This window comes from Sedimenticola sp., from assembly GCF_050289425.1.
In the GTDB taxonomy this organism is placed as follows: domain Bacteria; phylum Pseudomonadota; class Gammaproteobacteria; order Chromatiales; family Chromatiaceae; genus Sedimenticola.
The window spans coordinates 50,360-63,049 of the sequence record NZ_JBNKFS010000013.1 but is presented as its reverse complement, the minus strand read 5'-3'; the positions used below and the strand labels follow the sequence as shown (position 1 = coordinate 63,049).

At 57.7% G+C, this 12,690-nt stretch carries 10 protein-coding genes and 1 riboswitch; of the genes, 4 read left to right on the top strand and 6 right to left on the bottom strand.

Annotated features, from left to right (window positions below; all coding sequences use genetic code 11):
• Positions 1 to 64 precede the first annotated feature (64 nt).
• Positions 65 to 940: a tRNA 2-thiocytidine(32) synthetase TtcA gene (gene ttcA / locus ACQY5R_RS10735; protein WP_428608045.1), complete on the top strand. Its 876-nt coding sequence runs from the start codon at positions 65 to 67 to the stop codon at positions 938 to 940.
• Between the two features lie 186 nt (positions 941 to 1,126).
• Here ttcA and ACQY5R_RS10730 read toward each other — a convergent pair whose 3' ends face one another.
• From ACQY5R_RS10730 to metK, 6 genes are all read right to left on the bottom strand, one after another.
• A complete protein-coding gene (locus tag ACQY5R_RS10730) occupies positions 1,127 to 1,861 on the bottom strand; it encodes a 16S rRNA (uracil(1498)-N(3))-methyltransferase (protein WP_428608044.1) in 735 nt (244 codons plus the stop codon).
• 1 nt (position 1,862) lies between these two features.
• Complete coding sequence (locus ACQY5R_RS10725) at positions 1,863 to 3,215, bottom strand: adenosylmethionine--8-amino-7-oxononanoate transaminase (protein WP_428608042.1); 1,353 nt, start codon at positions 3,213 to 3,215, stop codon at positions 1,863 to 1,865.
• A 49-nt stretch (positions 3,216 to 3,264) separates the two neighbouring features.
• Entirely contained in the window at positions 3,265 to 4,407 is a 1,143-nt protein-coding gene (locus tag ACQY5R_RS10720; RefSeq protein WP_428608040.1) for a hypothetical protein, read from the bottom strand.
• A gap of 269 nt (positions 4,408 to 4,676) precedes the next feature.
• The gene (gene metF, locus ACQY5R_RS10715) at positions 4,677 to 5,534 is read right to left on the bottom strand and encodes a methylenetetrahydrofolate reductase [NAD(P)H] (RefSeq protein WP_428608191.1); all 858 of its coding nucleotides are present in this window, start codon (positions 5,532 to 5,534) and stop codon (positions 4,677 to 4,679) included.
• 117 nt (positions 5,535 to 5,651) lie between these two features.
• The gene (ahcY, locus tag ACQY5R_RS10710; protein ID WP_428608037.1) at positions 5,652 to 7,067 is read right to left on the bottom strand and encodes an adenosylhomocysteinase; all 1,416 of its coding nucleotides are present in this window, start codon (positions 7,065 to 7,067) and stop codon (positions 5,652 to 5,654) included.
• Positions 7,068 to 7,080: 13 nt separating this feature from the next.
• A riboswitch (S-adenosyl-L-homocysteine riboswitch) is annotated at positions 7,081 to 7,161 on the bottom strand.
• A 20-nt stretch (positions 7,162 to 7,181) separates the two neighbouring features.
• On the bottom strand, positions 7,182 to 8,354 hold the full coding sequence (metK, locus tag ACQY5R_RS10705; RefSeq protein WP_428608035.1) for a methionine adenosyltransferase: 1,173 nt from the start codon (positions 8,352 to 8,354) through the stop codon (positions 7,182 to 7,184).
• Positions 8,355 to 8,626: 272 nt separating this feature from the next.
• Between metK and ACQY5R_RS10700 the strand changes: the two genes are divergently transcribed.
• The 3 genes from ACQY5R_RS10700 (at position 8,627) to gap (ending at position 12,598) form a co-directional block, all read left to right on the top strand.
• Entirely contained in the window at positions 8,627 to 9,187 is a 561-nt protein-coding gene (locus tag ACQY5R_RS10700; RefSeq protein WP_428608034.1) for a thioredoxin family protein, read from the top strand.
• A 343-nt stretch (positions 9,188 to 9,530) separates the two neighbouring features.
• Positions 9,531 to 11,516: a transketolase gene (gene tkt, locus ACQY5R_RS10695; protein ID WP_428608032.1), complete on the top strand. Its 1,986-nt coding sequence runs from the start codon at positions 9,531 to 9,533 to the stop codon at positions 11,514 to 11,516.
• Between the two features lie 83 nt (positions 11,517 to 11,599).
• The gene (gene gap / locus ACQY5R_RS10690; RefSeq protein ID WP_428608029.1) at positions 11,600 to 12,598 is read left to right on the top strand and encodes a type I glyceraldehyde-3-phosphate dehydrogenase; all 999 of its coding nucleotides are present in this window, start codon (positions 11,600 to 11,602) and stop codon (positions 12,596 to 12,598) included.
• Positions 12,599 to 12,690: the final 92 nt, after the last annotated feature.

The following is a 12,690-nucleotide window of genomic DNA, read 5'->3' as shown; positions in this document are numbered from 1 at the left end:
TGTTTTTTTTCAGTCGCCGCGTGTAATATCCACCGTTTTTACCCCTGCCGCTGTGAAAGTCCCCATGTCAGAATCCACGGAAAAGACCCGAAGCTCCAACAATTTCAATAAGTTGAAAAAACGTCTGGAGCGTGAGGTCGGTAAAGCGATCGGCGACTTTAATATGATCGAGGAGGGGGACCGGGTGATGGTCTGCCTCAGCGGTGGTAAGGACTCCTACACCCTGCTGGATATTCTGCTCACGCTCCAGTCCCGGGCGCCGATCGATTTCACGCTGATCGCGATGAACCTGGACCAGAAACAGCCCGGCTTTCCTGCCGAGGTGTTGCCGGCTTATCTGGATCGGCTCGGTGTCGAGTACCGTATCGTGGAAGAAGATACTTACTCCGTGGTGCAGGAGAAGATTCCGGCGGGAAAAACCACCTGCTCACTCTGTTCGCGGCTACGTCGCGGGATCATCTATCGGGTCGCCAGTGAGATGGGTATCACCAAGATCGCACTGGGTCATCACCGGGACGATATCGTTGAGACCTTGTTCCTGAACATGTTTTTCGGCTCCAAACTGAAGGCGATGCCGCCAAAACTGCATACCGACGACGGCCGCCACGTAGTGATCCGTCCGCTCGCCTATTGTGCCGAAAAGGATATCGCCCGCTACAGCCGCACCCGCGAATTCCCCATCATTCCCTGCAACCTTTGTGGTTCCCAGGAAAACCTGCAGCGTAAACAGATCAAACAGATGTTGGCGGAGTGGGAACAGCAGTATCCGGGCCGTACCGCCAACATCTTCAGTGCTCTGTCCAGCGTGGTGCCCTCGCACTTGGCCGATGCAGCCCTGTATGACTTCAAAAATCTTGGGACGGCCGACGGAGAAGGCGATACGGTGTTTGATCCTCCCGAGATTGCCGGGCCTTCGCTGGGTATCTATAAGATCGGTTGATCTGAGGTTACGCGGTAGGGTTGCCCCGGTAAGGAACGCCTTTTGTGTCCTCGCTACATGCTATTCGGCTGTAGGGTGTGGTGAATAAAAACAAACTGCATTGATTGCGGTAGATGGACTTGCCGGGACCTTGACTGTATGTGGGGGCAACTCCTATGGTAGCCCGTCCCCTTCGGGGTGTTTATATCAGCGAAAATCCCCCCACAGGGTCTGGATAGCGGCGATGGCGGCCAAGGGTGCGGTTTCGGTACGCATCACCCGTGGGCCCATACGCACGCCGTTAAATCCATTGGCAGCCGCCAGTTTGCGTTCTTCCGCTGACAGCCCGCCCTCCGGACCGATTAGCAGGGTCACTTGATCCGCTGGCGTTGCCAGTTCATGAAGCGCATGTTCGGCGCGGTGATCCAAGAGGATGCCACCCTGCGTGGCGCGTGACGGGAGCCAGTCGGTCAAGCTCATCACCGGGTTGAGTGTCGGTATATAGCGCCGTCCCGACTGTTCACAGGCGGCGATGATTACCTGTTGCCAGTGTTGCAGCCGTTTCTCCTGGCGATCGCTGGGGAGGCGTACCATGCAACGTTCGGTGATCAACGGCGTGATGTCGGTGACGCCTAACTCGACCGCCTTTTGGATGGCGAAATCCATCCGCTCTCCCTTGGAGATACCGATGGCCAGGTGGATTAGCAGGGCGGCGGGTGGTTCGGCAGGCTCCAGGCGTTGTTCTACGATGGCGCTGGTGCGGCGCCGGGAGACTTCATCCAAGTGGGCGCTGTAGTCATGGCCGTCGCCGTTGAACAGGATGATCTCCGCCCCGGACTTCAAGCGTAGCACTTGGGTCAGGTGGCGGGCCGGCCCCTCTTCCAGGGTCAGAGCGGTCCCCGGCTGCAGGGTCTGGTGGGTGTAGATGCGGTGTTGTTGCATGTCAGTCCCGAGTCGCCAGGTCGATGCCTTCGGTCGCGATGGTTGCCAGTGTCCGGATCTGCTCCGGCGTGATGACGTAGGGCGGCATAAAGTAAGTGACATTGCCCAACGGTCGCAGCAGGGCGCCTCGGCTGAGGGCATGTTGGTAAACCCGCAATCCGCGACGTTCCTGCCAGGGGTAGGGGGTTTTTCTGGCTTTATCCTTGACCATCTCGATGGCCAGGATCATGCCATGCTGACGTACCTCGGCTACTTGGGGGTGATCGTTCAGATGGGCGGTTGCCTCCGCCATCACCTGCGCCAGTTTGCGGTTGTTCTCGATCACATTGTCCTGTTGAAAGATCTCCAGACTGGCCAGCGCCACGGCACAACCGAGGGGGTTGCCGGTGTAACTGTGGGAGTGCAGGAAAGCGGTCAGGTTTTCATAGTTATCGTAAAAGGTCCGGTAGGTCTGCTCGCTGGTGAGCACCACGGAGAGGGGCAGGTAGCCGGCGGTCAATCCCTTGGAGAGGCAGAGGAAGTCCGGGGTGATGGCTGCTTGCTCGCAGGCGAACAGGGTGCCGGTGCGGCCAAAGCCGACGGCGATCTCATCGGCGATCAGGTGCACCTGATAGCGATCGCACGCTTCACGCAGCCGTTTCAGATAGACCGGGTGATACATGCGCATGCCGCCGGCGCACTGCACCAGCGGTTCAACGATAACGGCGCTAATTTCGTTGCGGTGTTCGGCCAGCAGTGTCTCCATCTCGGCGAAGCGGCGGATCGAGAACGCTTCCCACGATTCCCCCGGCTCCCGGTTGAAGCAGTCTGGCGAGGGGGCGGTAAAGACCGGCATCAGCAGCGGTTCATAGGTCTCTTTGTAGAGTGATACATCGCCTACCGCCAGGGCACCCAGGGTTTCGCCGTGATAACTGTTGGAGAGGGTGACGAAGCGATGCTTGTTCTTGAATCCCTGGTTACGCCAGCTGTGGTAGCTCATTTTCAGGGCTGCTTCGATGGCCGAGGAGCCGTTATCCACATAGAAGCAGCGATCGAGCCCCGCGGGCGTGACCTGTACCAGCCGTTCCGCCAGTTGGATCGCCGGCTCATGGGAGAAACCGGCCAGCATCACGTGCTCCAGCTGATCGACCTGTTCCTTGAGGGCGGCGTTGATACGCGGGTTGGCATGGCCGAACAGGTTGACCCACCAGGAGCTGACCGCATCGATATAGCGGTTGCCGTCGAAATCCTCCAGCCACACCCCTTCGCCCCGCTTGATGGGAATCATCGGCAACCACTCATGGTCTTTCATCTGGGTACAGGGGTGCCAAAGTACCGAAAGGTCGCGCTGGGCGATTTGCTGGTTGTTACTCATAACGGTTGGCACCTGATTGCTGTCGCAAAGGGAATGATACCAGTTGTGCTCAGGATTTTAAGAACAGGCAGCGCAGTGCGGCGATGATGAAGTGAAGCAGAGCGAGCAATATAGGCACAACTCCCCAGTCTTGACCGGCCAGTATGAGCAGTCCCCCCAGTAGAAACAGTGCCGCTCGTCCACCACCGTGTCGGCCAAGACGCTGTCGTAGGGCTTGTTCGTGATTGCTGTGCCTGGCGGCGGTTACCCAGAGAGGCAGCAAATGGGTGGCGGCACCGCTAACCAGTGGCAGAAGAAACAGCGGAATGAAGGCTTGCGTGGTATAGGTGGCGGCGTGCCAGCCAAAGGCGTGGACGGCTCCACTCAGCAGTAAAATAGTCAGGCCAAGTACCGCGCAGGCCAGCGGGGTCGTGGCCCCGTGCTGTTGCCAGATGTGTTGCCGGTGGGTGATGAACAGCGACTTCAACAATTGCGCCAGCGGGGGTAACCACAACACCATGCCCAGCAGTGAGAGGATGGGCGACACGGCAGCACCGAGCGCCATGAACAGGGCTCCCGATGTCATCCATCGCCATTGGCGCATTAGCCACGGTCCCGCTTCCGGATCGCCATAACCACCGCCAGTGGGAAGCAAGACGCGAAGTGTGCCCAGGGCGGTTAAGCCAACGAACCCCAACAGATTGAGATGCAGATGTAATCGCCTGAGTTGGGTCCAGTAGTCCGGAAACAGCGTGCCGGCCAGAATCGCAATCAGGCCGAGCAGTAGTGAGGCCAGGGCCAGTTGATACCAGATCAAGCCAGGGTGGGGTCGTCCCAGGGTCTGCTTTTTACGTCGCTGGATCCAAATGCTCAGCCAGAGAGCGGCAGTCAGGCCGATGACGGCGGCAAATGGATAGAGGGCGAATGAAAAAAACAGGCTGATACTGAGCAGGATGCCGGCGGCGAGTGCGAGCAGTGCCGGGATCAGCGAGAGGGGTTCCGGTGCCCGGGTGCGGGTCAGTACCGGCACAAAGTAGGTCATGGCTCCCAGAATCAGCGGCATGATGCCCAGGGCGAATATCAGGTGCAGCGGAGCGGCTGGACGTAGCGCCAGCCAGTGCGGTAGCAATAGTCCGAAGACGAAACCGGCCAGGGTGGTTAACAGCAGCAAAATGAGCAGTGGGGGGAGTCTGATCACGTTTTCTTGTTCCATCGCAGCGGTCTCTGAAGGGGCGACGCCATTGTCGGTGCGGTTTCTGGTGGGTCGTGAGTCATGCTTGGCGAAATGGACAGGGAGTATAACAACAACTTCCATCGGCGATCATCGACATATGGTGTGTGGTTGGATAGACGGAGTGGCGGAGGTGTTAGCGGCGACGAGGCTCTCCGTCACCGGAGAGCCTTATCCGCAGCTGCTATTTGATCAGGATGCCCGGGACCCTATGCCGTGGTGTGATGGGCACGGGTTCCGGTCCTGGCGGTTCAGCGGGATAGGTTCAGGTTATCCCATATTTTCAGCGTAGCCGCCGACTGATTCATGGTGTAGAAGTGCAGGCCGGGGGCGCCGTGTTCCAACAAGCGTTGGCACAGTGCGCTCACTACATCTACCCCAAAGGCACGGATACTCTCCACGTCATCGGCATAGGCCTCCAGCCGTTTGCGAATCCAGCGCGGGATCTCGGCACCGCAGGCGTCGGAAAAGCGGCTAAGACTGCTGTAGTTGGTGATTGGCATGATTCCCGGCACGATGGGAATGTGGATGCCCATCTGTTCGCAACTGTCGACAAAACGGAAATAGGCGTCGGCATTGTAAAAGTACTGGGTGATGGCGCCATTGGCTCCGGCCTCGACCTTGCGCTGGAAATTCTTCAGGTCCGCTTGTGCGTTGGCGGCCTGTGGGTGGAACTCCGGGTAGGCGGCCACTTCGATATGGAAGTGATCGCCAAACTCCTGACGAATCAGCGCCACCAGCTCATTGGCGTAGTTGAGTTCGCCACGGCCACCGAGTCCGGTTCCGGACGGAAGGTCGCCGCGAAGTGCTACCAGCCTGCGAATACCCTGGTTCTTGTAACGGTCCAGCATCTCCACGATCTCTGCTTTGCTGCTACTGATGCAGGAGATGTGTGGCGCCGCCTCGATACCCTCTGACACCAGCCACTCGACGCTCTGGAAGGTACGGTGTTGTGTTGAGCCGCCGGCCCCGAAGGTGACGGAGACATAGAGCGGATTGACCCGGGCCAATTTTTTAACCTGGATCTGCAGTTTCTCCATGCCCTCTTCGGTCTTGGGCGGGAAGAGTTCAAAGCTGAATAGTTTTTGGTCTATCTGTTGAGTTGTCATCGGCACTTAGATTCAATACAAAACCGGTTAGCCTACTTTCGCTTCGTGGCGAACGAGCGCGGGCTTTACCGTGGGTTAGCTTGAGCGGTCCCGCCGTTACGGCGGGACCGGTTCCGATCAGTAACGGTAGTGCTCAGGCTTGTAAGGCCCTTCCACCGGCACGCCGATGTAGTCAGCCTGCTCCTGGGTCAGGGTGGTCAGCTTGACCCCGATCTTCTCCAGATGGAGGCGGGCGACCTCTTCATCCAGTTTCTTTGGCAGGGTGTAGACCCGGTTTTTATATTCGCCGTTGCTGTTCCAGATCTCCATCTGTGCCAGGGTCTGGTTGGTGAAGCTGTTGGACATGACAAAGCTGGGATGGCCGGTGGCGCAACCCAGGTTAACCAACCGCCCTTCGGCCAGCAGGATGATACGCTTGCCATCGGGGAAGATGATGTGGTCCACCTGGGGTTTGATGTTTTCCCATTCGTACTGTTCCAGGCTGGCTACATCGATCTCATTGTCGAAATGGCCGATGTTACAGACGATGGATTGGTCCTTCATCTTGGCCATGTGGTCATGCTGGATAACGTGGTAGTTGCCGGTGGTGGTGACAAAGATATTGGCCTCGGCACAGGCTTCATCCATATTCACTACCCGGTAGCCTTCCATTGCCGCCTGCAGGGCGCAGATCGGATCGATTTCGCTGACCCAGACGGTGGCGCCAAGCCCTTTCAGGGATTGGGCGCAGCCCTTGCCGACATCACCGTAACCGAGTACCAGGGCGATCTTGCCGGCGATCATCACGTCGGTGGCACGCTTGATACCGTCCACCAGAGATTCGCGACAGCCATACAGATTGTCGAACTTGGATTTGGTCACCGAATCGTTGACGTTGATAGCCGGGAACGGCAGGTCGCCGCGCTCCTGCATCTGGTAGAGGCGGTGCACCCCGGTAGTGGTCTCTTCCGTGACGCCTTTGATGTTTTTCAGGTTGTCGGAGTACCAGCTCGGCTGTTCCGCCAGACGGGCGCGGATGGCGGCGTACATGATCTTCTCTTCTTCGCTGCCGGGGTTATCCAGCACGCTGATATCCTTTTCGGCTTTGCTGCCCAGGATCAGCAGGCCGGTGGCGTCGCCGCCATCATCCAGGATCATGTTGGGGGTGCCGCCGTCGTGCCACTCCATGATCTTGTGGGTATAGTTCCAGTAATCGGCCAGGCTCTCGCCCTTGAAGGCGAACACCGGAATGCCCTGATCGGCGATGGCGGCCGCGGCGTGGTCCTGGGTGGAGAAGATGTTGCAGGAGGCCCATCGTACCTCGGCCCCCAGTTTCACCAGGGTCTCGATCAGTACGGCGGTCTGGATGGTCATGTGCAGGCTGCCGGCGATGCGCGCGCCTTTTAGTGGCTTGCTATCGCCATACTTCTCTTGCAACGCCATCAGGCCCGGCATTTCGGTATTGGCGATGGCGATCTCTTTGTGGCCCCATTCGGCCAGGGAGAGGTCGGCAATCTTGTAATCGGTAAAGCGGTTTTCTGCTACGGCGTTCATGATTAGTCTCCGAAAAAACTAAGCGCCGTTCATGGGTTTTTGAAGCCTCCTCCTGAGCCTGGCAGGTAAACCTGTTGCAGCGCTTCTCAGGAGGAGGAGTGTTTTATGGGTCTGTTACAGACCAGCCTCTGCCCGCAGGGCCTCGGCCATGTCGGTCCGCTCCCAGGTGAACTCCGGTTCTTCTCGACCGAAGTGCCCGTAAGCGGCGGTCTTTTGATAGATCGGCTTCACCAGGTCCAGCATCTGCAGGATACCATAGGGGCGCAGGTCGAAGTGCTCACGCACCAACTGGGCGATTTTAACTTCATCGATCTTGGCGGTGCCGAAGGTCTCTATAGAGATAGAGGTCGGTTCTGCCACACCAATGGCGTAAGAGACCTGGATTTCACAACGGTCCGCCAGACCGGCGGCAACGATGTTCTTGGCTACATAGCGACCGGCGTAGGCGGCCGAACGGTCCACCTTGGACGGATCCTTGCCGGAGAAGGCGCCGCCACCGTGACGCGCCATGCCGCCATACGTATCGACGATGATCTTGCGCCCGGTCAGGCCGCAGTCGCCTACCGGACCGCCGATCACGAAAGAGCCTGTGGGATTGATATGAATCTTGTTTTGCGGGCACTTATCCAGCCACGCCTTGGGCAGTACCGGCTGCAGGATATTCTCCATTACCGCTTCGTACAGGTCGCTCTGGTTGATATCGGGATCATGCTGGGTGGAGAGCACGACCGCATCAATACCGGTCACCACGCCGTTTTCGTAGCGCAGGGTCACCTGACTCTTGGCATCGGGGCGCAGCCAGGGCAGTACCCGTTTCTTGCGCATCTCCGATTGGCGCTCCACCAGCCGGTGGGCGTAGGTGATCGGTGCCGGCATCAGCACATCGGTCTCGTTGGTGGCGTAACCAAACATCAGGCCCTGGTCGCCGGCACCTTGCTCTTCCGGCGCCTTGCGGTCCACGCCCATGGCGATATCGCTGGATTGCTTGCCGATCAGTGACATGACGGCACAGGTGCTACCGTCAAATCCCACATCCGAACTGGTATAGCCGATATCGCAGATCACCTTGCGCACCAGATCATCCAGGTCGACCCAGGCATCGGTGCTGATCTCGCCGGCGACGATGACCGCACCGGTCTTTACCATGGTCTCGCAAGCCACGCGGGCATGCTCCGGGTTGGGGTCTTGGGTAAGGATGGCGTCCAGCACCGCATCGGAGATCTGGTCCGCAACCTTGTCGGGATGCCCTTCGGAGACCGATTCAGAGGTAAAGATGTAGTCACTCATAATTTATTTCTTCCAGAAAATAGAAAACCCGTCTAGCGGTGGCTAAAGACGGGTTCACAGTAATCAGTCACTGTTTGCTCGCTTTAGCTGCATTTATTGAGCGCCCGCAATCTGAGTCAAATTAGCGCTGCCCTAAGTTAGCTTCAGCCCCCATCAATGTCAATTAATCCACGGTAATAGCTTCCATAAGAATTTTATATGATTCTTGCCATTCTTTTAAGGTAGCATTATGTTCCGTTGATTTTGCGCCAAAGGATCCGGGGGGATGTCACATGGTCGCATTACAAACGCCGGTGTGTGAGTTTGGCCTACCGGCCATTGATTTTGAGCTTCCAGGGGTAGATGGAAAAAGCTGGACCTTGGCCGATTGCCGAGGGGAAAAGGGACTGCTGGTGATGTTTATCTGTAACCACTGCCCCTATGTGAAGGCGGTGCGTGAGCGCATGGTGCGCGATACCTCAGAGTTAAGGGAGTTGGGTATTAATTCGGTAGCGATTATGTCGAATGACCCGACACTCTATGAAGCGGATTCGTTCGAAAACATGGTGCGGGTTGCCGAGCGCTACCAGTTTCCCTTCCCTTATTTAATGGATGAGAGCCAGGAGGTGGCAAAGCAGTATGGCGCAGTCTGTACCCCGGATTTTTTCGGCTATAACGCCGAACTGCAGTTGCAATACCGGGGAAGATTGGATGCCAGTGGAATGGCGCCTGCAATGGAGGATGCGCGCCGCGACCTGTTTGAGGCGATGCGGCAGGTCGCGCTGACTGGAAAGGGACCGGAGGATCAGATACCCAGCATAGGGTGTTCAATAAAATGGCGTGATAGCGCGTGACGCTGAAACAGAAAATGCCTGCACGCTGAATGTATTTAAGTTATAGAAATCAGTGTGTTAGGTTGTGTGTTCGACACTGTTTTTACCCCTATAAACGGATCTGGCTTGCCCCGCGCAGATGATGGCGCAAGAATGGCATCCCCTGAACTACATTTTGATAGCGGCCTGACCAGGTGGGATGGATATCCCGTAGCCGTTAGAGTCGGCAGAGGTGAATCGGTCAATACAGGCCCAGGAATAGACAAGGCGTTGCCCGTTGCGGGCGGCCCTCTACCGACGGCGGCGGGATTTCCGCGCCGGACGGATACAGAATTACTTAACCATCCTTAGATAGGAGAGACAAATGTCCTCACGCAGAAATCTTGCTAACGCCGTCCGCGCACTCAGTATGGATGCCGTCCAGAAGGCCAATTCGGGCCATCCCGGTGCCCCCATGGGGATGGCGGATATCGCCGAGGTCCTCTGGAATGACTACATGAAGCACAATCCGGCGAATCCCAAGTGGGCTGACAGGGACCGTTTTGTGCTCTCAAATGGTCACGGCTCCATGCTGATCTACTCCCTGCTGCATCTGACCGGTTATGACTTGAGCATTGAGGATCTGAAACAGTTCCGTCAACTGCATTCAAAAACCCCGGGGCATCCGGAGTACGGTTATGCACCGGGAGTCGAGACCACCACCGGGCCGCTCGGCCAGGGCATCACCAATGCGGTGGGCATGGCGATCGCCGAGCGCTCGCTGGCCGCTGAGTTCAACCGTGACGGCCATACCGTGGTGGATCACCACACCTATGTCTTCCTGGGCGATGGCTGCTTGATGGAGGGTATCTCCCATGAAGCCTGCTCGCTGGCCGGTACCCTCGGTCTCGGCAAATTGGTCGCCTTCTGGGACGACAACGGCATCTCCATCGACGGCCATGTAGAAGGCTGGTTTTCGGACAACACCCCGAAACGTTTTGAGGCCTATGGCTGGCATGTGATCCCCGATGTGGACGGGCATGATCCGGAAGCGATCAACAAGGCACTGGAATTCGCCAGGGCGATGAGCGATAAACCGACACTGATCTGCTGCAAGACCACAATCGGTTTCGGTTCCCCCAACAAAGCGGGCAGCCATGCTTGCCATGGGGCGCCGCTAGGCCAGGAAGAGATCAATCTGACCAAGGCGGCACTGGGCTGGGATCATGGTTCCTTCGAGGTGCCGGCAGATATCTACGCCGGTTGGGATGCCAAAGAGAAGGGCGCGGCCGCCGAGACGGCGTGGAACGCCAAGTTTGCCGCCTACCAGGAAGCTCATCCGGAACTCGCCGCGGAATTTAAACGCCGCATGGCCGGCGATCTACCGGAAGATTGGGCGACCAAGTCTGCCGAGTTTGTGGCGCAGATGAATAGCGAGGCGAAGAGCCCGGCCACCCGTCAGGCTTCGCTGGCTTCTATCGAAGGTTACGCCGCGCTGCTGCCGGAGCTGTTCGGCGGCTCTGCCGATCTCGGCTGCTCCAACCTGACAGAATGGTCCGGTTACAAGCCGATGCGTGCCGAATCCCCCGATTCCAACTACATCAACTACGGCGTGCGTGAATTCGGTATGTCGGCCATCATGAATGGTGTGGCCCTGCATGGCGGTCTCATCCCGTTTGGCGCCACCTTCCTGATGTTCTCGGAGTATGCCCGCAATGCCCTGCGCATGGCGGCGCTGATGAAACAGCGTTCGCTGTTTGTTTATACTCATGACTCCATCGGGCTGGGCGAGGATGGCCCGACCCATCAGCCGATCGAGCAGATCGCCACGCTGCGCATGATCCCCAACATGTCAGTCTGGCGCCCCTGTGACACCGTCGAAACCGCGGTGGCCTGGAAGACGGCAATCGAAAGAAGCGGCGGGCCCTCCTGTCTCATCTTCTCACGTCAGGGGCTGCCGTTTATGTCGCGCACGGAGCAGCAGATTGCGGATATCAGTAAGGGTGGCTATGTGTTGCGGGATTGTGACGGGTCACCGGATGCCATCATCATCGCCACCGGCTCCGAAGTTGGGCTGGCGGTGGATGCGGCGACTGAGTTGTCTGCGAAGGGCAAGCAGATTCGGGTCGTCTCCATGCCGTCGGTGGATGCCTTTGAGGCGCAGGACGAGGCGTATAGGGAGTCGGTGCTGCCGACGGCCGTGACGGCACGGGTCGCTGTGGAAGCGGGCGTGACCGATGGCTGGTACAAGTATGCACGCAAGGTGGTGGGGATTAATCGCTTCGGCGAGTCTGCACCGGCTGGAGAATTGTTTAAGCTGTTCGGCTTTACCGTTGAAAATGTCGTCAAGGCAGTAGAAGAGACGCTTTAACTGAATGGTGCCAGGGGGTGCCGATGGTGCCCCCGATCTGGAAATCTGATTGCAGTAATTTACAACTTTTGGAGGTTTTTCTAATGACTATCAAAGTAGGCATTAACGGTTTTGGCCGAATCGGACGTATGGTATTCCGCGCAGCTGTGCAGGATTTTTCTGATATCGAAATCGTCGGCATCAACGATCTGCTGGATCCCGATTACCTAGCCTATATGCTCAAGTACGATTCGGTACACGGCCGCTTCAAAGGCGATGTGGCCGTTGATGGCAATACCTTGATTGTCAACGGCAACCGTATTCGTCTGACCGCCGAGCGTGATCCGGCCAATCTGAAGTGGAACGAAGTGGGTGCCGACGTGGTGGTGGAATCCACCGGTCTGTTCCTGACCAAAGAGACCTGCGAGAAACACATCGCCGCGGGCGCCAAGAAGGTCATCCAAAGCGCCCCGAGCAAGGATGACACCCCGATGTTCGTCTACGGCGTGAACCATGACAAGTACGCCGGCGAGACCATCATCTCCAATGCCTCCTGCACCACCAACTGTCTGGCTCCGATCGCCAAGGTGCTGAACGACAGCTTCGGCATCAAGCGTGGCCTGATGACCACCGTGCATGCGGCAACCGCTACCCAGAAGACGGTTGACGGTCCCTCCATGAAGGATTGGCGCGGTGGCCGCGGTATCCTGGAGAACATGATCCCGTCTTCCACCGGTGCCGCCAAGGCGGTCGGTAAAGTCATCCCCGAACTGAACGGCCTGCTGACCGGTATGTCGATCCGTGTGCCCACCTCTGATGTCTCCGTGGTGGATCTCACCGTCGAACTGAAGAGCGAAGCCTCGTACGAGGATATCTGTAGTGCCATGAAGGATGCTTCTGAGGGCAACATGAAGGGCATCCTGGGCTACACCAACGAAAAAGTGGTTTCCACCGATTTCCGCGGTGAATCCTGCACCTCCACCTTCGATGAGGGTGCCGGTATCGCCCTGGACAGCACTTTTGTCAAGGTAGTTTCCTGGTATGACAATGAGTGGGGTTACTCCAGCAAGGTGTTGGAGATGGTCCGCGTTATGCAGAAATAACGAATCGGATAAAACGTAGATGGGAGGTAAGTTTCTGCTGTCTACTCAATCCACATTGCCCCGGTGCGAGTCATTCGCACCGGGGCAATCGG